The sequence below is a fragment of the Luteibacter sp. UNC138MFCol5.1 genome, assembly GCF_900110505.1.
In the GTDB taxonomy this organism is placed as follows: Bacteria; Pseudomonadota; Gammaproteobacteria; order Xanthomonadales; family Rhodanobacteraceae; genus Luteibacter.
In genome coordinates this window covers 234292-255866 of the sequence record NZ_FODZ01000003.1, presented here as the reverse complement: position 1 = coordinate 255866, position 21575 = coordinate 234292, and the positions used below count along the sequence as shown (strand labels likewise).

The window sequence follows — 21575 nt, the reverse complement described above, 5'->3', positions numbered from 1 at the left end:
AGATGCATCGTTGGCAAAGGGGACGAGACGCATGGCGTCGACCGAGACATTCAAGTTCATCCTGATCCTGCTGGTGGCGATCCTCGCCCTCGAGCTGATCGCGAGGCGGCTGCGCCTTCCGTCCGCGGCCGCGCTTCTGGCCGGTGGCATCGCCATCGCGTTCCTGCCGGGCATCCCGGCAGTGAGCTTCGATCCCGAGCTGGTGCTGACGGTGTTCCTGCCGCCGCTGCTCATGGATGGGGCGTTCTATACCGTGTGGTCCGAATTCCGCAAATACCTCGGCGGCATCCTCTGGCTCGCGGTGGGCGCCGTGGTGTTCACGACCTTCGTCGTGGGCGTCACGGTGCACTGGGTGTTGCCGTCGCTGCCGTGGGCCGCGTGCTTCGCGCTGGGTGCCGTGGTGTCGCCGCCGGATGCGGTCGCGGCGAAGGCGGTGCTGGGCAAGGTCCGCCTGCCGCGGCGCCTGCTCGTGCTGCTCGAAGGCGAAAGCCTGCTCAACGACGCGACCGGCCTGGTGCTGTTCCGCTTCGCGGTCGCGGCCGCGCTCACCGGTGCCTTCAGCACGCAGGCCGCCGTGCTGAGCTTCGCGGGGCTCGCCGTCGGCGGCATCGTCGTCGGTCTCGTGGTGGGCGGATTGCTCGTTTTCGCCCTGCGCTACATCGACCACGTGTTCCTGGCGATCACCGCGTCGTGCCTGTCGCCGTGGGCCGCGTATATCGGCGGCGAATCGCTGCACGTCTCCGGTGTGATGTCGGTGGTCGCCTGCGGCATCGTGTTCGGCTGGTACCAGCACGACGTGTTCACGGCGAACATCCGCGTGCGCAGCACGGCGTTCTGGGAGGTCATGATCTTCCTGCTCGAGGCGCTGGTCTTCATCCTGATCGGGTTCTCGCTGCGTGGCGTCGTCGAGCGTCTCGGTGGCCTGGGCAACGCCATCGACTCCCTTGGCGTCCCCCTGCTGGCCGTGCTCGCCGCCGTGATCCTCTCGCGATTCTTCTGGATCTACGCCACGGATTACCTGCGCGTGCCGCTCGGGCGCCTGGTCGGCAGGCATCCCGCGCCGCCCTCGCCGAAGGCGTCGTTCCTGCTCAGCTGGGCCGGCATGCGAGGCGTGGTGACGCTGGCGATCGCCCTGTCCCTGCCCGAAGCGGTGCCCGGTCGCGACCTCACGCTTGCCGCCGCCTTCGCGGTGATCCTCGTCACCGTCGTGGTGCAGGGCGGGACGATCGCGCCGGTGATCCGCTGGCTGGGCCTCGATCGCGTGGAGCGCTCGGCGTCGGAACACCTCACCGAGGCGCAGGCGCTCGTGCTCGTCGATGCCGCGCAACTCGAAGCCGTCAAGGCGCGTGCCTACGACGAGACGGGCGCGCTCATCCACCCGCGCCTGCTCGAGCAATACACGTACCGCGTATCGATCGCGGAGCGCTACGCGAAGGCGCCGGAAACGCTCGGCACCGGTCGCATGGACCACTACGACGTGGTGCTGGCCGCCATCGCCGCCGGCCGTGCGGAACTGCTGCGCCTGCATCGCTCCGGGCGCATCCACGACGAACTCTTGCACTATCTCGAGCGCGATCTCGATTTCCAGCAGATCGAAGCCGAGAACGACCGGCAGAGCCCTCCCTGACGGCATCACGGAAACCCGAACCATGACGACGTGCGTCGCCCTGCGCCACATCCATTTCGAAGACCTGGGCTACATCGAGCCGCTGCTGCGCGAGCGCGGCTACGACGTCCGTTACGTCGACGCGCCGGTGGCGAACCTCGCCGCGTTCGACCCGCTCGCCGACGACCTCATGGTCGTGCTCGGTGGTCCGGTCGGTGTGTACGACGACGACACGTATCCGTTCCTGCGCGCGGAGATCGACCTCATCCGGCGGCGCCTCGCCGCGGGCAAGCCGATCCTGGGCGTGTGCCTCGGCGCGCAGCTGATCGCCAGCGCGCTCGGGGCGAAGGTGTATGCGCTCGGCGTCAAGGAGATCGGTTTCGGCCCGCTCACGTTGACCGATGCCGGGCGCGCGTCGCCGCTCGCCGCGGTGGGCACCGCGCCGGTGCTGCACTGGCATGGCGACCAGTTCGACATCCCGGAGGGGATGCGCCATCTCGCGAGCACGCCGGTCGGCGCGAACCAGGCGTTCGGCGACGGCAAGGGCGTCCTTGGCCTGCAGTTCCATCTCGAGGCCGACCTCGCGCAGATCGAGCGCTGGCTCGTCGGCCACGCGTCGGAACTCGCGCAGGCCGGCATCGATCCGCGCACCCTCCGCGCGCAGGCGGCCGACGCGGCGGCGGTGCTTCCCGGCGCCTGCCGCGCCGTCGTCGCGGCGTGGCTCGACGAAGCGTATGCATGAGTGGAAGGCCCGGCCGAGCCAGCCGGATCCTTGAATAAGAGCTAGCGTTATTCAAGGATATCGTTCCGCCGATCGGGCCGCGTGGGCCTCTTGGTTCTCCCCGCGTCATCAGCAGGCAGATGATGTAGCTTGGTTCCATGTGCGGCCGCTACGCCACCTTCGGACCTGCCAGCCTCAGTCGGGAGGCGCGGATGGTGCTGGAAGAGCTCGAGGTCGACATCATCAGCGAGATCAACCAGCGCGAGCCGGCGTACAACATCGCGCCGACGGCACGCGGCCTAGTGCTGGGCCATGGCGCCGGCGGGTTCGAGACGAAGCTCTATCGCTGGGGTCTCGTGCCGTCCTGGGCGAAGGACGCGAAGGGCGGCGCGAAGCTGTTCAACGCGCGCTCGGAAACCGTGGCGACGACGCCGTCGTTCCGCAACGCGTTCCGCAAGCGTCGTTGCCTGGTCCCGGCATCCGGCTACTTCGAATGGCGCACGGAGGACGGCGCCAAGCAGCCGTACTTCCTGCACCACCCGGAAGGTCACCTGATGATGTTCGCGGGCCTGTGGGAGGGCTGGCGCGCGTCGCCCGACGACGACTGGCTGCACACGTACACCATCGTCACCGGCGAGCCGGGCAAGGTCTCGGCCGACATCCACCAGCGCCAGCCGGTGATCCTGCCGCCGGACCTCTGGCGCGTGTGGATGACCGGCGAGCCCGACGAAGCGTCGGCCGTGCTGGCCGCCGTGCCCGAGGCCGAGCTGACCTACCACCCGGTCACGAAGGCCGTGAACTCCTCGAGGAACCAGGGCTCCGGACTGGTCGAACCGACCGGACGGGACCGACCGGCCTGACGGTCGCCTCGTAGTCGACGTCGTCGGCGCGGAAGAGCGCTTCCCAGTCGTCGTCGCTCGGTACCCGATAGGGATCCGGCGGCATCTGCCGGCGGATGTGCGCGGCATGGTGCTTCGCGTACGCCTCGACGCTGCGTTCGAGCGCCACGGCGACCTTCGCCCGGGTCGGGCGCCAGCACGCCGGGCCGTACAGCCAGACGAGTTCCCAGCGTGGTCCGGTCTCCTGCGCGAGGCGGCGCAATCGTGCGAACGGGCGTCCGCGGCGCGACAGCCGGGCTTCGTATCCATACCCGTAGTTCGACCAGACGACGTGGCCTTCGGGTACTCCGCGTGGTGGTTTCATGGCATGCCCCCTTCGACATGGGCGGAGCATGGCGGTGCCGGATCTCAGGGCCTTGGATCAGGTTTCCTGGCGATCGCGCGAACGGTGGTGGCGACCCTCCCGGCCCGCGTAAAGATCGCCGTCCGCGCGGGCGATCACGGTATCCACGGCCTCGCCGGGTTCGCTGACCGTGCCGCCGATGCTGAGCGCGATCTCCGCGATCGCGGCTTCCTCTTCGATCAGGGCGCGTGTCTCGCCGAGCCTGGCGGGGTCGTCGATCACCATCAGGAATTCGTCGCCGCCGAGACGCACCACGGCATCGCGCTCGGCGGCGCAACGATGGAGCAGGCCGACGGTGGCGACGAGGATCTCGTCTCCACGCTGGTGCCCGAACGTGTCGTTGATGGCCTTGAAGTGGTTCAGATCGATGACGATGCACGCCCAGGGGCGATGCGCCTTCACGCGTTGCTCCAGCCGCTCCAGGTAACGCCGGTTGAAGGCCCGGGTCAGGGGGTCCTTCGTCGACCACTCCACCAGCAGCTGTTCATAGCGATGCTGTTCCGTGACGTCCTGGGCGTGGCCCAGGACGTAGGACTCGTCGACATCCTTCTCCACCGCGTTCTGGTAGCGCCAGTACCGCAACCCGCCGTCCGAGCCGATCAGCTCGAGCAGCCCCCGATCGATGCCTTCGCGCTGGATGCGTTCCAGGTACGCCTCGAACGCCGGTCGTCGCGCGGGCATCATGAACTCGGCGAGGTTGCGCCCGAGCATGGCACTGATGTCGAAGCCGAGCGACGCCGCGGCGGCCGGATTGATCGACAGGAGGGTGCCGTCGAAGTCGTGCGTGCAGATGAGACCGAGCGAAAGTTCGAAGATCTGCCGGAAACGCCTCTCGCTCGACTGCAGCGCCTCGATCGCGCGGCGACGGTCGGTGACGTCCTGGAAGGCACCGGCGAGACGGACGGGCACGCCGTTTTCCCGTTCGAGCGCACCTACCGTGCGCACCCAGATGGGCCGTCCCTTCGCGGTCACGAAGGGCAGCTCGAGGTCCCACGGCGTGTCGTGGAGTATCGCGGCGTCGATCGCCTGCCTGAGCACTTCGCGCGCGTCGGGCGGGTAGTAGGTGAGGGCATCCTCCAGGCGCGGATCGACGTCCGGCGGGAGGTCGTGGATCACATAGGTCTGTTCCGACCAGCGCAGGTCGCCGTTGCGCAGGTCGAGTTCCCATCCGCCGATGCCGGCGACGCGGCCGGTGCGCTGGAGGAACTGCTGGCTGCCGCGCAGTTCGGCTTCCAGGGCCTGCGAGACCTGCGCCAGCCGCCGTGCCTCGGCGGCATCCTGTTCGGCGGATTCGCGTCGTTCGAGCAACTCCCGGCGGCGTTCGAGCGCGACGGATGCGGCTTCCGCGAGATGGGCGAGGGCTTCCAGTTGCTGCGGCGTGAGTTGCCGCGGCTCGTTGTCCAGCACGCAGAGCGCGCCGAGCGTCACGCCATCCGCGGTCTGCACCGGGAAGCCGGTGTACGCGCGGACATCCGGCGCGCCGGTGACGAACGGGTTGTCTTCGAAGCGCGGGTCCTTCGTGGCGTCGTGCACCTCCAGCGGGCCCGACGCCGCGACGACGTGCTGACAGAACGAATACTCGCGGGGTGTCTCGTGCACTCCAGGCAGGCCGACGTTCGCCTTGAACCACTGGCGGTTCTCGTCGATCAGGCTGAGCAGGGACATGGGCATGCCGGTGACGGCCGCGGCGGCGAGCACGATGGCATCGAACATGTCCTCGGGCGCGCTGTCCAGCACCCGGAGTGCGCGGAGCCGGGCGAGGCGGGCCTGCTCGTCGATCGGAGTCATGACTGGGTACGTCGCTCCCTCTCGTGATGGGCGAAGCTTGCATGCGCCGGAAGCGAGGTCAAGCGCGATTCCTTCACGATTTGCACATGCGGGCCAGTGCGATAAATCGGGCGTAACGCATGAGTCATGCGCCACCGGTTTCCGTGGGGGGGGACTTTGGGCCGATCCGCACCAGCAAGCATCCATCCGCTCCTCGACGGCGCGTGGTCGGGCACGCGACTCGACGCGCTGGCGGCGCTGCCGCAGGCCGTCGTTCTGGCGGACCGGGAGGGCCGGATCGTCTTCGCGAACGCCGCCGCCGACGCGATCCTCGGCCGCGTCCGCCGCGGCGCCGGCATCGATGATTACAGTTCCATGCACGGCATCTTCACGCTCGAAGGCCGCCCGTTTCCCACGACGGATCTGCCGCTGTCCCGCGCCATCCTGCGTCGCGAGACCACCCACGATGTCGTGATGAAGGTGCGCCGAAGCGACGGCGAATCGGCCTGGATTTCGGTATCCGGGCAGCCGCTTCTCGACAAGGACGGTGCGCTGGTCGGCGGCGTCGTGCTGTTCGAGGCGGTCCCCGAGGCACCGCGTACCGTGCAGCCCGCCCGGGCGGTGCTGAGAAATTCGTCAGGAACGCCACTCCGGCGGAGCAGGGTCCTGTCCAGCTCTTGACGGCCATCGCGTTAGACTTGGCGCCGCCGATTCATCAGTAAGCCGCCATGCACGAAAGCGACCCGACCGAACGCAGCGACGACGCGCCGACGTCCGTCCCGGATGAAGCCCCTGCGCGCGCGCCGGATGAGGGCGAGCCACCACGGCCGCGCCGCCCGGACGTGCCGGGCGGTCCGCTGATCCGGAAGGGCCGGTTGCGCTCGGGGCAGTAGCCTCTTCAGCGGATATCAAGCGCCGGGAAACCCTTGACCAGGTCGTCGATGGCCTTGATCTGCTTGAGGAACGGCTCGAGCTTGTCCAGCGGGAGCGCACTCGGGCCGTCGCAGCGGGCGTGGTCGGGATCTTCGTGGGCTTCGAGGAACAGGCCGGCCAGACCGACCGCCATGCCGGCGCGGGCCAGTTCGGCCACCTGGCGGCGGCGGCCGCCGCTCGCCGAGCTGGTGGACTCGCGCCGCTGCAGGCTGTGGGTGACGTCGAAGATCACCGGGCAGTTGTCGCTGCCTTCGATCATCTCGCGGAACCCGAGCATGTCGACGACGAGGTTGTCGTAGCCGAACTGCGTCCCGCGCTCGCAGAGGATGATGCGGTCGTTGCCGGACTCGCGGATCTTCTCCGTCATCAGGCGCGTCTGGCCCGGGCTCATGAACTGCGGTTTCTTCACGTTGACGACGCGGCCCGTCTTCGCGATGGCGACCACGAGGTCCGTCTGGCGGGCGAGGAACGCCGGCACCTGCAGCACGTCCACGATCTCCGCCGCCACGGCCGCCTGGTCGATCTCGTGGATGTCCGTGATGATCGGTACGCCGAACTCGCCCTTCACGCGCTCGAAGATGCGCATGCCTTCCTCGAGGCCAACCCCGCGGAACGAGTGGATCGACGAGCGGTTGGCCTTGTCGAAACTCGCCTTGAAGACGTACGGGATGCCCAGCCGTCCCGTCACGTCGACGTAATGCGCGACGGCGCGCAGGGTCGAGTCGAGGTCTTCCAGCACGTTGATGCCGCCGAAGAGCACGAAGGGCAGGGCGTTGCCGACGTCGACGCCGGGAGTGATGGTGATGTTCATCGCTTAGCGTTCCGGATGCGCGGGTAATGACAAAAAGCATAGCATTCGTCCGCGTCGCGCCGCTGCGACCGGCCGTCCCCGGCGCGCATCTACAAAACCGGTGTCTTCCGCGCAATAGGGTGGAGAACGGGTTGCCTACCCTTCGCGCATGTCCCCGGAGGAGCCCGCCATGAGCACGTCGCTGACCGGTTACAGCCTGCTTCGCAATCCCCGCCTCAACCGCGGCACGGCGTTCCCGCTGGAAGAACGCAAGGCGCTGGGTATCGAGGGCCTGTTGCCTCCCGCGCCCAGTTCGCTCGAACACCAGATCGCACGCATCCGCCTCGAACTGTCGCGTCTCGACACCGACCTGCTGCGCGATGGGGTGGCTTTCGTTCCGGGGCAGGGCAACAACGTCGACATCTTTCCGGCGATGGGCATGGCGCTGTACGCGACCCAGATGCGTCGCGTCACGCAGGACATGTTCATCGTCGCCGCGCGCGCCAGCCCATCCCGGGTTTCCGACGACGGCCTCGCCAACGGGCTCATGGCCTACAAAGCGGAATACCGCTGACGATGGCCGACGATCGCGTCGCCGTGCACGTGCTGTCCCGTGCCGGCGACCTCTTCCAGGCATCCGGCGCCGACACGGCGCATGCGTTGCGGCACGTCCGCGAGGCGTCGTCGCGGCTGGGCATCGACAGCGACGTGATGATCACGATGGAGAACATCGTCGTGACGGTGGAACAGGGCGATCGTTTCGCCACTCGGGTCGGTCCGCGGCTCGCGCCGCCGGGCGTGGACATGGGGCGACTGATCGCGTTGCGTGCCGCCATCGCCGACATCGTGCCCGGTACGTCGTCCGCCGCGTTCGACGCGAGCCTCGATCGCGTGGACCATTCGCCGCGTTATCCCGGCTGGCTCGTGGTAATCGGCATGGCGACGACCGCCGCCGCGCTTGCCCGGCTCTTCGGCGCCACCTGGACGGTCGTCGCCGCGTCCTTCCTGGCGGGGCTGGTGAACGTGCTCCTGCGGACGCGGCTGGGTAAATACGGCATGAACGGCATCGCCGTGGCAGCGATCACCGCGTTCGTCAGTGGCGTGGCGGGCGTGCTCGCGCTGAAACCGTTTCCCGGCGTGTCGCCCGTGCTGTGCCTGACCGCGGCGGGGATGATCCTCGTTCCCGGCGTGCCGCTGATCAACGGGGTGCGCGACCTGGTGACCGGCCACGCGGCCAACGGCATCAGCCGTCTTGCCACGAGCGTCGCCATGTTGATGGCGATCGGCCTCGCGCTGCTGGCCGCGGCGGCATCTACCGGGGGAACGCTGCCCGTCGACGCCGCGCCGGTCGCGCTCGGTCTTGCCGAAGACGTCGCGTTCGCCGGCATCGCGGCCCTCGGCTTCGCGCTCCTGTTCAACGTGCCGGCGCATGCCATCTGGATCTGCGTCGTCTGCGGCATGGCCAGCCATGGGCTGCGCACGGCATTGCAACACGCCGGCCTCGATCTCGCCGCGGCGTCGCTCGCCGGCACGCTGGCCGCCGGAGTGATCGCGCGCGTCGCGACGCGCCGCATCGCCGCCCCGGCCGTGGCGTTCGCCTTCGCGGGCACGGTGGCGCTGATTCCGGGCTCTTACGGCTTCCGTACGGCGGTGGGAGCGATCGAAATCATGCAGGCGGGCGGAACGGCGACGCCCGGACTCCTCGCCACCACGGTATCGCTCGCGATCACCACCCTCGTCGTGACGCTCGCGATCGCGACCGGGCTTTGCGTGGCACTGGCCGGCGAGTCCGTCCATCGACACGGTCGCGCGCCAAGCTTGCCATGACAGCCATTCGGTGGTCTGATCGAAAGGCAACCGATCGATGTCGCCGTCCGTACCAGGGAGAGTGTCATGCGCGCAGTCCTGATCGTCAGCCTCGTTCTCGCCACCGGCATCGCCAATGCGGCGACACCCCAACCGATTACACGCGCTACGCCGCGTGCCGGCTTCGGCACGCGACAGAACAGCGCCGAGTTCTCGCAGTGCCTGCTCGATACGGTCAGGCCGGCCTATCCGGCGACCCGCGTCGAGCAAACGAAAGACGGGCTGCTGATCACGGTGGCGAGTGCCGCGCAGGTCGCTGCGATCGTCGCGGTCGGCGATTACATGGAAGGTAACGGCGCGGCCGTCTCCGTGCGCTCGCCCGGCGCGCGGCAGCCCGAAAAGGATCCTGTCTACAAGGCCGCGCGGGGCTGCGCCTGACGTCGCATCGTCAGCGTCAGATGCCGCCGTACCACTCGTATCCGCGATCTTCCCAGTAGCCGCCCTTGCCGCCGAAGAAGGCCGCGAACGAATCGACGACCTCGATGCGCATGAGGTACTTCGCCTGCTTGTAACCCAGCTGGCGCTCGACACGCAGGCGCAGCGGCGCGCCATGGGCGACCGGCAGGTCCTTGCCGTTCATGCCGTAGGCGAGGATGGTCTGCGGGTGGTACGCGTCGACCAGGTCGATGCTTTCGTAGTAGCGGCCGCTGCCGTCCAGCGTCTGTTCGAGTTCGTCGGCGCAGTGGAACACCACGTAGCGCGCGCCGGGTTTGAGGCCCGCCACGTCGAGGATGCGTCCCAGCGGCACGCCCTGCCACTTGCCGATGGCGCTCCACCCTTCGACGCAATCGTGGCGGGTGATCTGCGTGCGCGGCGCGAAACGCTTCAGTTCGTCGAGCGAGATGCTCTGCGGGTGCTGAACCAGGCCGTCGACCTTGAGGCGCCAGTCGGCGAAGTGGTTCTCGAGCAGGCTGGCGTATTCGTCCGAATCCGGCATCTGCGTGCCATTGGCGCGGAAGACGGGCGAGAGGTCGGCTTCCGTGTATTCCTTCGCCAGGGCATGCCGGCCCTGCAACGCGCGCTGCGCGCGCAGGGTGAGCTTCTCCGTTTCGCGCAGCAGGGCGTCGAAACTGCCGCCCTGCGCGAGCCGGTCGCAGGAGGCGAGGGCGAGGGCGCTGCCACCCAGCGCGAGGCTCCGGAGGAACCGGCGGCGTGAGTTGTCGAGCGTCATGGCGACGTGTCCTCGTCGGAGATGGCGTAGCGCCCGGTGATCATCGAGCGAAGGTTGTTCCACAGGCCCGACAGGATGACCATCGCCACATGGACGACGACGAAGGCCACCAGCAGCGACGCCGTGACGAAATGGATCGACCGCGCGGACGGTCGGCCGCCGAAGAGCCCGGGCAGGAAGGGAAACGCCGCGTCGACGCCGGGCGACATCGTCAGGCCCGTGAGCACCATCAGAGGTAGCAGCACGAACGCCACCGCCATGTAACTCAGCTTCTGCAACGCGTTGTAGCGGCGCGCCTCCTCGCCATGCGCGAAACGCAGGCGCGCATGGTCGACGATCTCGCGCCAGAGGTGACGCGGCGACAACTGATCGCGATCGGGTAGCAGGTCGCGACGGAAGTGGCCGCGCAGGATGCCGTGGCCCAGGTAGATCAGCCCGTTGAAGAACAGGAGCCACGCGAAGAAGAAATGCCAGCGGCGGCCCGCGCCGAGGTCGTGGTACGAAGGGATCGTGATCCATGTCGGGAACGCGCGCGCGGTGGGGCTGCCGTCTTCGTTCGACACGCCGAGCACGCCCGTCGTATCGATGCGCAGGGGGCCGGCCCGAAGGAAACCGTGCAGGGTGTCGCCGTCCGCCCGATTGCCGATCTCGAAGAAGGCGTGGTCGGCGTCGGCACCGTACTGGCCCCAGTAGAGCCGGGGATGGGCGTTGAAGATCTGCAGGCCGCTGAGCAGCAGGAACGACAGGCACGTGACGTTGAGCCAGTGCGTCAGGCGCACGACGAGCGAATGTCGACGGATCAGGCGACGGCGCGGCGCGACGGGGGTGTCGTTGCCGGCGTCGGCGCCGGCGAGAACGGGCGTGGTCATCGAAACACTCCATGCGCCGGCCAGCGCGGGGCTGGCCGGCGCTCGGGCCTTACATGGGCGGCACGACGCCGTTCTTGCCGATGATCAGCTGGTTCGAGGTCAGGCTGCCGTCGGTGGCCTTTTCAGCGCTGACAAAGACGACAGTGCCCGGCTTGACGTCCGCCACGGTGGCCGGCGCCAGCGTCACGACGGGCGTCCCGTTGGGGATGGCGATCTTCTTGTCCTGGCCGTGGTAGTTCACGGTCACGGTGCTCCCGTCGACCGACTTCACCGAGTCGGCCACCGTGGCATTCGTCATCGTGCTGTGCGGCTTCAGGTCCCACGGGTAGCTGCCTTCGCCGAGGCCCTTCAGCTGCGGGGGGAGAATCAGCACTTCCAGCGCGCCGTCGCCGCCTTCCGACTTCGGCATCGAGGCGATGCCCACGAAGTCGCCCTGCTTGATGTCGCCGATGCTCGCCTTCGCGACGCCCGAGAGCTTGTAGCCCTCGATGAGGGTGATCGTCACGTCCTTGCCTTCGCGCGACTTCACCTGCAGGTGGTCGCCGGAGAGAGCGGTGACCGTGCCGCGAACGCGGACCTTCTCGGCGCCGTTATCGGCGAAGGCGGGCGACACGGCGCCGGCGACGAGCGCGGCGGTCGCGCCGAGGATGAACAGCTTGGTGCGGTGGGACATCGGAGGTTCCTTTGCGACAGCCGTCGCGGGTGAGGGAGTCCTCAGTCTACCAACTAGTAGGGTGGTGTCAATCGTCAGATGAGGGGCGCCGAGATCGCGAACGTTCCCGTGGCATGGGCGTAGAGAACGCCGTCGGCGTCCGTGATCCGCGCCTCGGCCAGTGCCAGCGTGCGCCCGCGATGCAGGATGGAGCCGGTGCCGTAGACCACGCCGGCGCGCGGCATGACGGGTCTGACGTAGGTGATGTTGAGGTCGGTCGTGACGAAGCGCGTGCCGACGTCCACCTGCGTCTGCACGGCCAGGGCCATGGCGCCGTCCAGCATCGTGGCCAGATATCCGCCGTGCACGGAGCCCATGGGATTTCCGTGTTCGGGGCCGGGCGAGGCTTCGATCACCACGCGCCCGTCCTCGATGTCGCCGAGGGTCATGCCGAGGGTTTCACCGATGCCGACGCCGAGGCCGCCGGTGCGCTTCGCGGTAAGGAGGAAGTCGAGCCCGGTGGCGGTGTGTTGGTCTGTGCGGGTGGTCATGTCGGGCCTTGAGAGCGGGAAAGGAGTCTAGCTACCTAATAGTAGGTAGACTCGGCGGCTTGCGCCAGACCCGACGGCGCGGTCGCCTCGCGATGCTCAATGAGGGACGAGCTGGCGCCGCGGCGTTCGCTTAGCGGAAATCACCCGTGTCGGGAGCAAGCGTCACCGCCGCGCCGCGACGCAGCGAGAGCGTCTTCGTCCATGCGCCGATCTTCAGACGCGTCGTCTCACCACCGACGCTCCGCACCGTCACCGACGTGACCTTGCCGTCATTCCACGACAGATCGACGACGAAACCGCCGCGCGCGCCGATGCCGGTGACGCTGCCTGCCGCCGCCCATGCCTTCGGCAGCGCCGGGAGCAACGTGATCTCGCCCGGCCACGACTGCACCAGCATTTCCAGCATGGCGGTCGGCGTGCCGTAGTTCGCGTCGATCTGGAACGCGTCGCTGGTCGCGTCGAGGTTGTACATGTCGAACAGGTTCTGCGCGGTGCCGTTGGTCAGGCGATGCGACGGCTTTAGGTTGATGCGGATGAGGTCGTACGCCTTCTCGGCCTCGCCCAGACGCGCCCAGCACATCGCGCGCCATGCGCAGGCCCAACCGTAGCCGCCGGTCCCGCGCGCCTCCAGCAGCTTCGTCACGCCTTCGATCAACGCGGGCGGGCTGCTGTCCTTGCGGATGCGGTCGCCGGGAAAGAAGCCGATCAATGGCGAGAGGTGGCGGTGCCCCGGCTCGCCCAGATCGTCGGGCGTCATCCATTCCTCGAGCCAGCCGGTCTTGCCGCTCACCTGCGGCAGGTACAGGCGCGACTGCAGTCCGGCGATCGTCGCGGCGTAGCCGACATCCTTGCCGAGCAGCGCGCTGGCCTGGCGATAGTTTTCGAACAGGTCCCAGACCAGTTCCTGCGAATACGTGTTGCCCTTGGCGTCGGTGGGGCCGTGCTCGGGGGACCAGTCGGCGTCGTCGATCAGTACTTCGCGCATCCGCCCCGTGGCCGGGTCTCGCACGCTGACGGTAAGCAGGCGCGCTTCCCAGAACTCGCAGGCGCCTTTGAGCACGGGGTAGATACGGGCGAGGTATGCCTTGTCGGGCCGGTATTGATAGTGCTGCCACAGGTTGTTGCACAGCCACGCGTTGCCGGCGGGATGCCATCGCCAGCCTCCGCCGCCGTAGATGTTGGTGGAGATGCCGACGGTCCAGCCGGCGATCTTTCCCGAGCTGTTGCGATAGCTGCTGCGTGGATCGTTGAAGTGCTTCTTCGTGATCCGCGTCCATCCTTCGACCTGGCTGAGGCAGTACTCGGTGAAGGGATCGAAGCACGCGGACAGGCCGGCCCTGTCGGGCAGCCAGTAGTTCATCTGGATGTTGATGTCGTTGTGGTAATCGGCCATCCACGCCGACGTGTTGCTGTCGAGCCACGGCCCTTGCAGTCCGGTGGGCAGGCCGCCTCGCGAACCGGCGATCGTGAGGTAGCGGCCGTATTGCAGATAGGTCGCTTCGAGCTCCGGGTCCGGGGCTGCTCCGCCGGCGTGCGCCTGCAGGCGCGACCACGTGTCCATCCCGCGCTGCGCTTCCGTCGACGCGCCCAGATCCACGCGCATGGTGTCGAACAGCGAGCGGTGGTCGGCGACGTGCGTGTGCAACAGTGTGGCGGGTGCCACCAACGCGGCGGCGTTCGCTTTTTGCAGGGCGAGCGTCAGGGGATCGAGCGACCCATCCATGTAGTTTCGCGAAACGTCCGGTGTGTAGTTCGTGCCGCCGCAAACGATCACCGACAGTGTGGCGCAGTTCTCAAATCGGAGAACTCGCGTATCGGTGCGGATCCGACCGGATGCCGATACCGTGACGCCCGTCGCGTATCGAAGGCCATTCGGCAGGGTGCCGGCGAAATGCGTCGACGCCATGGAGGGCGTTTCGGGCACCATCCCGACACGCGTGGCGTCCTCGTGCATCCCCCGCAGGTCGATCGATCCGCTGTACGTGCCACCACCGCTCTGCGATAGCTGGATCGCGATCATGTCGTCGGGGTGGCTGGCGAAGACATTCCACGTGTACGTGATGCCGTCCTTCCGGTACGTGACGCGCAGCGTGCCCTGCCCGAGATCGAGCTCGCGGCGGTAATCGGTGATGTGGGCCGCATCGTGACCGTCGATCGCGAGGTACAGCTTCGCCAGCATCACCAGGCCGCCGAAATGGTCGGCGGTGTATTCGAACTGGCCGTCCTCGCCCAACGGCACGTCGCGCTCTCCCAGCCACATCGAGGCGTCGGTGAGGTAGAGGAACGTCGACGCCGGGTCGCCACCGACCAGGGCCCCGAGGCGTCCGTTGCCGATCGGCAAGGCTTCGCGTATCGCGTTCGATTCCGGTGCGGGCGTCTCGTAGCGGAGCACGTGTCGACCCGACGACGCGGGAACGGGACCGGGGGGACGTCGCACCGGTCCGCCGTGCGCGAAGGGGGAAAGCGAAAGCCATGGGAGGGTGGCCGCCGCCATGCCGGTCATGCGCAGGAAACGTCGCCGATCCATCGCCGCGAGGCGCGCCTCGTTCAGGTCCATCCGTCGATCCCCGTCGCTCGTCATAGGCACTGCCAGGCCGTTGAGAACTGATTTGTAAGACAAATCAAGCTAACCCGATGCGATGAGGCTTGTCATGCTGCGGCGCAGCTTGTTGGAACCTCCGAAAAAGCGCAACGATGAATATGTACGACAAATGACGGTGAGCTGCTGACCGCTTTGCGGGACTGAACAACGGAGCTTCGTGGTGCCGTCTTGGGGATCGGCGCCTGTGAGCCTCGGGCGGCAACCGTGTGTGCTCGTTGGGGTGTCCACAAAAGTCGGGGAGTGAAGGTCATGCAGCTAACGAAGTTGGCGGTCGCCGTGCGTCGGTCGCTTGTGGCAACGGGTGTCGCCTGGATGGTGGGGTATGGCGCACCGGGGTTTGCGCAGGCGGCGACGGGGGCGGCCCCGGCCGATGCGGCATCGTCCGCGACACCGGCGCAAGCCGCCGGTCCGCAGACGACGAAGGAAGAAGACAAGAAGAAGGTCACCGAACTCGGTGCCGTGGCCGTGACCGGCCAGCTCGCCGCGCTCCAGCGCGCACAGGCGATCAAGCAGGACTCGGTCAACGTCGTCGATTCCATCTCCGCCGAAGAGGCGGGCAAGTTTCCCGATCCGAACGTGGCGGACGCGCTCCAGCGCGTGCCGGGCGTGTCGGTGAACCGCAGCGGCGGTGAGTCGAGCCAGATCGCGGTGCGCGGCTTCGGCCCCGACTTCGTGGCCGTCACGATCAACGGACGCCCGATGGCCACGGCCTCCGGTTCGCGCGCCTTCAACTTCGACGTGCTCCCGTCCGAAATCATCAGCGTCGCGCAGGTCAACAAGACGTCCTCGGCGGACATTTCCGAAGTCGACATCGGCGGTGTCGTGGATATCCAGACGGCGCGTCCGCTCGACTTCGGCGGCTACCACGGCGCCTGGAGCGCCGCGGGCGTGAACAGCAACCTGACCGGCGACTGGAAGGGCAAGACGACGCCGAAAGCCTCGGGTCTGTTCGGCTGGACCAACGCCGACCACACCTTCGGCTGGATGGCCTCGGCCTCGTACTACAAGCGCAAGGACACGCAGCTCAACACGCAGGCGGGTTCCTGGTACGAGAACCAGAACATCTCGCAGCTCTCGAACCTGAGCGATCCGCGCTTCACCAACGTGGCGGTGCCCGAAACGCTTTCCAGCAACGTGGTGGACGAGACGCGCGTGCGCAAGGGCGTCAGCGGCGCCATCGACTGGAAGCCGATCGACCAGCTCACCGTGCAGTTCGATTCGCTGTACTCGAGCTACAAGGTGGATCCGTTCATCCACTACTTCGGTGAATACGGCAACACCGGCGACATCCAGTCGCTGACCACCGACGCCAACAACACGGTGACGAGCTTCGTCCGTAACGGCTCGGGCCCGAACGTGATGGCGAACGACTATGTGCAGTCGTACCAGCCCACGTACGAGAAGAGCTACCAGAACGGCCTCAACGTCGCGTTCGACTTCGACCAGTCGACCAAGCTGAGCCTCGACGTCTCCAATTCCAAGGCATGGAACAAGGAGAGCCCGAACGGTTACTTCCTCGTTGTGGGCACCAAGAACTTCGGTACCAATCCGACCTGGACCAACAACGGCAACGACACGCCGCCGAGCTACTCGAACATCCTGTCGCCCACCAGCCTCGACGGGCTCAAGGCGCACTGCTGCAACGCCGGCTCCGGCAACAACGTGACCGACAAGGTGGACAACTACCAGCTCAAGCTGGACAAGTCGTTCACCGACGGCACGCTTTCCCGCTTGCTGGTGGGCGTGCAGTACACGAAGGACACCGTGAAGCAGGCTAGCTGGGGCACGCCGAACAGCATCCTCTGCAACGCCTATTGCGGCTATAACGTGGATGTTCCGCCCGAGGCCATCGGTGCTTACGTCTATACCGCGCCGCCGAAGATCCACGGCGTTTCCTCGCCCGGCCAGCCGGAGCAGTGGGTCCAGTACGATCCGCGCGCCTATCTGAACTACCTGGCGTCGCCCGCCGCGTACAACCAGCTCCCGGACGACAAGCGCGCCGCGCTGCTCGCCGGCCTGGCCGCCAACGGTGGCACCCTCGACGCCGCCCCGAATCCGGGCAGCTTCAACGAGGTGAGCGAGAAGAAGAAGGCGTTCTTCGCCAAGGCCGTGTTCGAAGGCACGATGTGGGACATGCCCTGGGCGGTGGACGTGGGCGCGCGGTACCTGCATGTCGCCTCGACCTCCACGGCGATCAACCAGCCGCCGATCGCGTACCGCGTCGATCCGAACGACACCAGCAACGGTCAGGTGACCCTCGGACCGCTGGCGCCGCAGTCGGATACCGGCGGGTACCACAAGTGGCTGCCGTCGCTGAACTTCAAGTGGAACCTGCTGGAGAACCTGATCTACCGCTTCTCGTGGTCGAAGTCGCTGACGCCGCCGGCGCTCAGCAACCTCTACTACAACCGCAGCTTCGGCACCCGCCCGAACTCGCTGACCATCTCGCAGGGCAATCCGCAGCTGCAGCCGTACACGTCGCGTAACTTCGACATGGGCCTGGAGTGGTACATCAACGACGCGAGCTACATCGCGGTCGAAGGCTTCGTGAAGCGGGTGGGCAACTTCAGCACGATCGTGAGCACGCCTGTGCCGTTCCTGACGAACGAAAACACCGGACAGCCGTTCATCTGGTCGCTGACCCAGCCCATCAACCTGAACTCCTCGAAGATCTACGGCGGGGAAGCCACGTTCAATTACCAGTTCAAGAACGTGCTGCCCGATCCGTTCGATGGCCTGGGCATGGCGGTGAACTACACGCATGTGAAGAGCAGCACCCAGCTCAACCAGGGTGTGATCGCCTCGTCGGGCAAGTTCGCGGTGCCGGGCATCGGCGATTCGGCCAATGCGAGCCTTTATTACGAGAAGGGCCCGGTGCAGGTGCGCGTCGCGTACAACTGGCGCGGCAAGTACCTGGAGAGCATCTCGTACGGTGCGGGCTCGACGCCGGCCACGCGTAGCGCCTACGGCCAGGTGGACCTGAGCGCGAGCTACGACATCAACAAGCACCTGACGGTGTTCGCCTCCGGCACGAACCTCACGCACGAGCACCTGTACGACTACTCGGTGTACCGCAACCGCTTCCTGTATGCCGAAGCCAACGGCACCGTCTACACCGTCGGCCTGCGGGGTACGTTCTGATGCGGCGCGATGTCAGGTTCATGCGAAGCGCGGCTCTCGGCATGCTGGTGTGCGCGGCGGGTATCGCCACCGCGCCGGTGCAGGCGGAGGAGGCCGCGGGTGCGTTGCCGCAGATGGGCTTCAACAACTGGAACTCGACGCACTGCCGCGCCGAATTCGACGAGGCGATGATCCGCGGTGTGGCCGACAAGGTCATCAGCCTCGGGCTGCGCGATGCCGGCTACACGTACGTCAACATCGACGATTGCTGGGCCAACTGGCAGCGCGACAAGGACGGCCGCCTGCAGCCGAATCCGAAGCGCTTCCCGAGCGGCATCGCGGCGCTCGCCGACTACATCCACGCGCACGGGCTGAAGTTCGGTCTGTACTCCAGCGCGGGTACGTCCACCTGCGAACCGCTGCAGGAGAACCGTGGCTTCCCGGGCGGCCTGGGCCACGAGAAGGAGGACGCGAAGTCCTTCGCATCGTGGAAGGTGGATTACCTCAAGTACGACAACTGCAACAACCAGAAGCTCGACGCGCATAAACGCTATACGGACATGGCCGAAGCGTTGCGCAACAGCGGCCGCACGATCTTCTTCAGCATGTGCGAGTGGGGCGAGAACAAGCCCTGGCTCTGGGCGGGCAAGCCGCCGGTGGACGCCGGTTCCTGGCGTACCACGGGCGACATCAGCGACAACTACGCCTCCATGCTGAAGATCTTCAAGGAGAACGTGGTCCTCGACAAATACGCCAGCCTCGGCCACTGGAACGACCCGGACATGCTCGAGGTCGGTAACGGCGGCATGACCGACGTCGAGTACCGCAGCCACTTCAGCCTCTGGTCGATCATGGCGGCGCCGCTGCTCATCGGCACCGACCTGCGCACCATCAAGCCGGACGCCCTGGCCATCCTGCTCAACAAGGACGTGATCGCCATCGACCAGGATCCGCTCGGCGTGCAGGGTCACCAGGTGCGCGACAAGGATGGCATCCACGTCATCGTCAAGCCGCTCAAGGACGGCGGCCGCGCGGTCGCGGTGTTCAACGAAGGCGACAAGGCGAAGGACGTGACGGTGCCGGCCACCGAGATCGGCCTGAAGGCCGGTGGCAGCTACACGATGCGCGATCTCTGGGCGCATACGGACGCGAAGGGCGATGGTTCGATCAAGGCCAGCCTCGCGCCGCATGCGACAGTGATGTACCGCATCAGTCAGTGACGAACCGGTGCCGGCCGGGCCAAGGCCCGGTCGGCATCCCACCACAATTCAGGATCAGGTGGGAGCCGATCCTATCGGCGATCCCGCGCCAGCGGACAACGTGCGAGAGACGCGGCCACCTCTCTCAGGCCGCAGCTTCCTCCGCCGGCGCATCGGCCAACCCCGAAGCACCGCTCGTCACCGGACGATGCCCCACACCCTGCGCCTCCCATTCGGAAACGGGCACGGGTCGATAGTCCTCGGTGAACGCCACCTCGCCCAGCCGCCAGCCCGCCGGGCGTCGCACGGCACCCCAGAAGCGCCTCAGCGCGTTCCAGTGCAGTCCGATCAGTCCATGGTTGTTGTCATCGTCGACCATTGGATCGCCCACGCCCGTGGGGCGCACCGGTTCACCATACAGGGCGGTACCGAACACCACGTCCCAGAGCGAAAACACCTGGCCGAAGTTGCAGTCGTGCAGTCCGGGCCGGTCCGGATCGACCAGCATGTGGTGCAGGCGATGGAAGGGCGGGTCGACGAAGACGCGACCGAACACTCCGCCGAAGTGAATGCGCACGTTCGCGTGCGAGAAGTTCTGCACCAGCTCGCCGAGCAGCATCAGCCACGCGAATTCGTCGGGCTCCACGCCCATCACGATCCCCACGGTCGCGAGGATGATCGACTGGATGAAACCGTCGACGGGACTGCCCCGGTCGTTCGTCCAGCAGCTCATCTGCCGCGTGCTGTGATGCATGCTGTGCAGCGCCCACCACCACGGCAGCGCGTGCTGCAGGCGATGCATCCAGTAATAGACCAGGTCGTATACCATGTAGTAGATGCCGAACAGCACGTACGGATGCTGTTTCAGCGCCGGAAACCAGTGCGTGATCGCGAGAGGCGACGCGCTGGCGTCGGAGGGGCCGGTGTCCACGCCGCCGATCCAATTCGCGAGCGGCGTGAGGATGAGGAAGCTGAAGAGCGGAAAGATGCCGACCAGCATCATCACCGTATAGGTGAAATCCACACGGGTGAGCTTGCGGTCCTTCCAGCGCTCGGCGGGCACCCAGCTTTCGAGGGGGCGAAAGACGAAGCCGATGATGCACAGCTGCAGCGTCGCGATCAGGAGCGCCGCGGCGATGTCCTTCGGATCGCCCGCCAGACGCCCCAGGTGCAGGGCGCCAAGGACCGGTACGACCGCGTGCGCGCTGAACCAGTCGACCAGATGGGACCAAAGCTGAAGCATCGCGGCACCGTGACGGGGGAGGGCGGTCGGATGATGACGACACGCCGTGACCCGCCCAGCCTGAGGCATACGGGTTTCGTGGTGCTTTCGCGCGTCAGGCGCTTTTTGCCAGGAGGGCAGCGTGCGAGGTCGTCTTTCTGCATGGCGAGGATGGCTCCCCGCCGAGCGGCCGTTGGATTGATTTTCGTGATCATCGCGATCGACGTGCTCGTCCTCTTGTCCATGGCCAACGCCATCCCGCAAGATATTGCACATGGCATACCGCTGCCCTCGGCCCGAGGTACGCCAGGTCACCGCCCGGGCGGCTTGACTGGCGCGACGCAACCGGTGGGTAGTGCTGGAGCCTGTTCCCCGGTCACTTCATGTATTCCACCCGCAGGATCTTGCCACTTCGGCGATTCACGGTGTACGAGGCGCCGCCACCCTTGTACCGTTGCCCCTCCGATCGGGGGACAAATTCGTATTCGAACATTAGTTCGGTGGTTCTGATGACTAGATCGCAGTGAGCGATGTCGCCGAGATAGCTGTCCATGTCCGAGCCGCTTCGGTATTCCTTCAGGTGATCCCTGAACGCTGCAAAAGCAGGTCCGGACATCGCTACACCGTCGGCCGATGTGGCTCCTCCGCACGACTGAACTTCACTGGTGCAGCCCGCGGTCTGTGCAAATACGATGATGACGGCCAATAGGGTCTGTAGCCGCTTCATGTAACCGACTCACGGGTAAGGAAGAAGTGTCAGCGCCATCCCTGAGGGCGCTGTGGCATGTGCGGTGGACATCGATGCGGCGGCGGATGAGGGCGCGCTGCGCTATCGAGTGACCACCCCGTCGACCACGGAAAGCCCCTCGATCAACGCGGCAACTGTCGCTCCGTAACTTGGAGCGATCCAGAAGACCCGATAGCCCTCGTTGGAAACCCGCTCGCGCAACCGCGCAAGCTCTCTATCGTTCGTGCTCCCGTGGTTCAGGTCGATCAATACGTCTTTCGTAATCTCAGGGTCTGTCGAAAGCTCGCACTCGAAGATGATGTTTCCCTCTGAAAAACCGTCGACCTTGAAGCGGCTTACGCCCGAGAGGATCAAGGTGAATTGCGATCCCTGAGCGGTGCGCACGAACAACCTCGCTTCGTCGTCCCTTGTCAGGACGCCGTCGAGATACCCATCGTGGAGCGGTGGTAGCGGCGAGAATGGTCGGCTCATACGTCTTTTTTGGTCTCGTGCTGCGTTGGCACGGGGTCGAAATGA

At 66.6% G+C, this 21575-nt stretch carries 19 protein-coding genes; 9 read left to right on the top strand and 10 right to left on the bottom strand.

The window, feature by feature from the left end:
- Positions 1 to 31 precede the first annotated feature (31 nt).
- The 3 genes from BMY69_RS09550 to BMY69_RS09540 all read left to right on the top strand — a co-directional run bounded on the left by BMY69_RS09550 (position 32) and on the right by BMY69_RS09540 (position 3187).
- Positions 32 to 1627 (top strand): Na+/H+ antiporter, encoded by a 1596-nt coding sequence (locus BMY69_RS09550; RefSeq protein WP_090177548.1) that lies wholly within the window; start codon positions 32 to 34, stop codon positions 1625 to 1627.
- Between the two features lie 22 nt (positions 1628 to 1649).
- Positions 1650 to 2348, top strand: a complete 699-nt coding sequence (locus BMY69_RS09545) for a glutamine amidotransferase (RefSeq protein ID WP_090177547.1) — start codon at positions 1650 to 1652, stop codon at positions 2346 to 2348.
- 137 nt (positions 2349 to 2485) lie between these two features.
- Positions 2486 to 3187, top strand: a complete 702-nt coding sequence (locus tag BMY69_RS09540; RefSeq protein ID WP_090177543.1) for an SOS response-associated peptidase — start codon at positions 2486 to 2488, stop codon at positions 3185 to 3187.
- Between the two features lie 400 nt (positions 3188 to 3587).
- Here the strand turns inward: BMY69_RS09540 and BMY69_RS09535 are convergent, their stop codons facing one another.
- Positions 3588 to 5357, bottom strand: a complete 1770-nt coding sequence (locus BMY69_RS09535; RefSeq protein WP_090177540.1) for a sensor domain-containing diguanylate cyclase — start codon at positions 5355 to 5357, stop codon at positions 3588 to 3590.
- A gap of 126 nt (positions 5358 to 5483) precedes the next feature.
- Here BMY69_RS09535 and BMY69_RS09530 point away from each other — a divergent pair, with 126 nt between their 5' ends.
- A complete protein-coding gene (locus BMY69_RS09530) occupies positions 5484 to 6017 on the top strand; it encodes a PAS domain-containing protein (protein WP_090177538.1) in 534 nt (177 codons plus the stop codon).
- A gap of 217 nt (positions 6018 to 6234) precedes the next feature.
- Here BMY69_RS09530 and kdsA read toward each other — a convergent pair whose 3' ends face one another.
- The gene (gene kdsA / locus BMY69_RS09525) at positions 6235 to 7080 is read right to left on the bottom strand and encodes a 3-deoxy-8-phosphooctulonate synthase (RefSeq protein WP_090054062.1); all 846 of its coding nucleotides are present in this window, start codon (positions 7078 to 7080) and stop codon (positions 6235 to 6237) included.
- A gap of 169 nt (positions 7081 to 7249) precedes the next feature.
- On the opposite strand from kdsA, the gene BMY69_RS09520 reads away from it, so the two are divergent.
- From BMY69_RS09520 to BMY69_RS09510, 3 genes are all read left to right on the top strand, one after another.
- Positions 7250 to 7633, top strand: coding sequence for a malic enzyme-like NAD(P)-binding protein (locus tag BMY69_RS09520; RefSeq protein ID WP_218143155.1), 384 nt, complete (start codon positions 7250 to 7252; stop codon positions 7631 to 7633).
- 2 nt (positions 7634 to 7635) lie between these two features.
- Positions 7636 to 8886: a threonine/serine exporter family protein gene (locus tag BMY69_RS09515; protein ID WP_090177532.1), complete on the top strand. Its 1251-nt coding sequence runs from the start codon at positions 7636 to 7638 to the stop codon at positions 8884 to 8886.
- 66 nt (positions 8887 to 8952) lie between these two features.
- The gene (locus BMY69_RS09510) at positions 8953 to 9303 is read left to right on the top strand and encodes a hypothetical protein (RefSeq protein ID WP_090177529.1); all 351 of its coding nucleotides are present in this window, start codon (positions 8953 to 8955) and stop codon (positions 9301 to 9303) included.
- Positions 9304 to 9319: 16 nt separating this feature from the next.
- On the opposite strand, the gene BMY69_RS09505 is transcribed toward BMY69_RS09510, so the two are convergent.
- From BMY69_RS09505 to BMY69_RS09485, 5 genes are all read right to left on the bottom strand, one after another.
- Positions 9320 to 10096, bottom strand: a complete 777-nt coding sequence (locus BMY69_RS09505) for a molybdopterin-binding protein (protein WP_090177526.1) — start codon at positions 10094 to 10096, stop codon at positions 9320 to 9322.
- The gene (locus tag BMY69_RS09500; protein ID WP_090177524.1) at positions 10093 to 10965 is read right to left on the bottom strand and encodes a cytochrome b/b6 domain-containing protein; all 873 of its coding nucleotides are present in this window, start codon (positions 10963 to 10965) and stop codon (positions 10093 to 10095) included. The genes BMY69_RS09505 and BMY69_RS09500 overlap by 4 nt, the downstream gene beginning before the upstream one ends.
- A 49-nt stretch (positions 10966 to 11014) precedes the next feature.
- Positions 11015 to 11638 (bottom strand): hypothetical protein, encoded by a 624-nt coding sequence (locus BMY69_RS09495; protein WP_090177522.1) that lies wholly within the window; start codon positions 11636 to 11638, stop codon positions 11015 to 11017.
- 74 nt (positions 11639 to 11712) lie between these two features.
- Complete coding sequence (locus tag BMY69_RS09490) at positions 11713 to 12168, bottom strand: PaaI family thioesterase (protein ID WP_090177519.1); 456 nt, start codon at positions 12166 to 12168, stop codon at positions 11713 to 11715.
- Between the two features lie 130 nt (positions 12169 to 12298).
- Positions 12299 to 14725 (bottom strand): glycosyl hydrolase family 95 catalytic domain-containing protein, encoded by a 2427-nt coding sequence (locus BMY69_RS09485; RefSeq protein ID WP_090177516.1) that lies wholly within the window; start codon positions 14723 to 14725, stop codon positions 12299 to 12301.
- 294 nt (positions 14726 to 15019) lie between these two features.
- Here BMY69_RS09485 and BMY69_RS09480 point away from each other — a divergent pair, with 294 nt between their 5' ends.
- Both BMY69_RS09480 and BMY69_RS09475 read left to right on the top strand, forming a co-directional pair.
- The gene (locus BMY69_RS09480; protein WP_090177513.1) at positions 15020 to 17911 is read left to right on the top strand and encodes a TonB-dependent receptor; all 2892 of its coding nucleotides are present in this window, start codon (positions 15020 to 15022) and stop codon (positions 17909 to 17911) included.
- A gap of 20 nt (positions 17912 to 17931) precedes the next feature.
- The gene (locus tag BMY69_RS09475; protein ID WP_255364515.1) at positions 17932 to 19110 is read left to right on the top strand and encodes a glycoside hydrolase family 27 protein; all 1179 of its coding nucleotides are present in this window, start codon (positions 17932 to 17934) and stop codon (positions 19108 to 19110) included.
- Between the two features lie 124 nt (positions 19111 to 19234).
- On the opposite strand, the gene BMY69_RS09470 is transcribed toward BMY69_RS09475, so the two are convergent.
- The 3 genes from BMY69_RS09470 to BMY69_RS09465 form a co-directional block, all read right to left on the bottom strand.
- Positions 19235 to 20332 (bottom strand): sterol desaturase family protein, encoded by a 1098-nt coding sequence (locus BMY69_RS09470; protein WP_090177510.1) that lies wholly within the window; start codon positions 20330 to 20332, stop codon positions 19235 to 19237.
- 355 nt (positions 20333 to 20687) lie between these two features.
- The gene (locus BMY69_RS19355) at positions 20688 to 21038 is read right to left on the bottom strand and encodes a hypothetical protein (RefSeq protein WP_143070452.1); all 351 of its coding nucleotides are present in this window, start codon (positions 21036 to 21038) and stop codon (positions 20688 to 20690) included.
- Between the two features lie 102 nt (positions 21039 to 21140).
- A complete protein-coding gene (locus BMY69_RS09465; protein ID WP_090177507.1) occupies positions 21141 to 21530 on the bottom strand; it encodes a hypothetical protein in 390 nt (129 codons plus the stop codon).
- Positions 21531 to 21575: the final 45 nt, after the last annotated feature.

What these genes read in the sequence shown, in the direction of transcription:
- BMY69_RS09550 (WP_090177548.1), top strand. Translation starts at nt 32, where the DNA reads ATGGCGTCGACCGAGACATTCAAGTTCATCCTGATCCTGCTGGTGGCG.
- BMY69_RS09545 (WP_090177547.1), top strand. Translation starts at nt 1,650, where the DNA reads ATGACGACGTGCGTCGCCCTGCGCCACATCCATTTCGAAGACCTGGGC.
- BMY69_RS09540 (WP_090177543.1), top strand. Translation starts at nt 2,486, where the DNA reads ATGTGCGGCCGCTACGCCACCTTCGGACCTGCCAGCCTCAGTCGGGAG.
- BMY69_RS09535 (WP_090177540.1), bottom strand. Translation starts at nt 5,357, where the DNA reads ATGACTCCGATCGACGAGCAGGCCCGCCTCGCCCGGCTCCGCGCACTC.
- BMY69_RS09530 (WP_090177538.1), top strand. Translation starts at nt 5,484, where the DNA reads ATGCGCCACCGGTTTCCGTGGGGGGGGACTTTGGGCCGATCCGCACCA.
- kdsA (WP_090054062.1), bottom strand. Translation starts at nt 7,080, where the DNA reads ATGAACATCACCATCACTCCCGGCGTCGACGTCGGCAACGCCCTGCCC.
- BMY69_RS09520 (WP_218143155.1), top strand. Translation starts at nt 7,250, where the DNA reads ATGAGCACGTCGCTGACCGGTTACAGCCTGCTTCGCAATCCCCGCCTC.
- BMY69_RS09515 (WP_090177532.1), top strand. Translation starts at nt 7,636, where the DNA reads ATGGCCGACGATCGCGTCGCCGTGCACGTGCTGTCCCGTGCCGGCGAC.
- BMY69_RS09510 (WP_090177529.1), top strand. Translation starts at nt 8,953, where the DNA reads ATGCGCGCAGTCCTGATCGTCAGCCTCGTTCTCGCCACCGGCATCGCC.
- BMY69_RS09505 (WP_090177526.1), bottom strand. Translation starts at nt 10,096, where the DNA reads ATGACGCTCGACAACTCACGCCGCCGGTTCCTCCGGAGCCTCGCGCTG.
- BMY69_RS09500 (WP_090177524.1), bottom strand. Translation starts at nt 10,965, where the DNA reads ATGACCACGCCCGTTCTCGCCGGCGCCGACGCCGGCAACGACACCCCC.
- BMY69_RS09495 (WP_090177522.1), bottom strand. Translation starts at nt 11,638, where the DNA reads ATGTCCCACCGCACCAAGCTGTTCATCCTCGGCGCGACCGCCGCGCTC.
- BMY69_RS09490 (WP_090177519.1), bottom strand. Translation starts at nt 12,168, where the DNA reads ATGACCACCCGCACAGACCAACACACCGCCACCGGGCTCGACTTCCTC.
- BMY69_RS09485 (WP_090177516.1), bottom strand. Translation starts at nt 14,725, where the DNA reads ATGGACCTGAACGAGGCGCGCCTCGCGGCGATGGATCGGCGACGTTTC.
- BMY69_RS09480 (WP_090177513.1), top strand. Translation starts at nt 15,020, where the DNA reads ATGCAGCTAACGAAGTTGGCGGTCGCCGTGCGTCGGTCGCTTGTGGCA.
- BMY69_RS09475 (WP_255364515.1), top strand. Translation starts at nt 17,932, where the DNA reads ATGCGAAGCGCGGCTCTCGGCATGCTGGTGTGCGCGGCGGGTATCGCC.
- BMY69_RS09470 (WP_090177510.1), bottom strand. Translation starts at nt 20,332, where the DNA reads ATGCTTCAGCTTTGGTCCCATCTGGTCGACTGGTTCAGCGCGCACGCG.
- BMY69_RS19355 (WP_143070452.1), bottom strand. Translation starts at nt 21,038, where the DNA reads ATGAAGCGGCTACAGACCCTATTGGCCGTCATCATCGTATTTGCACAG.
- BMY69_RS09465 (WP_090177507.1), bottom strand. Translation starts at nt 21,530, where the DNA reads ATGAGCCGACCATTCTCGCCGCTACCACCGCTCCACGATGGGTATCTC.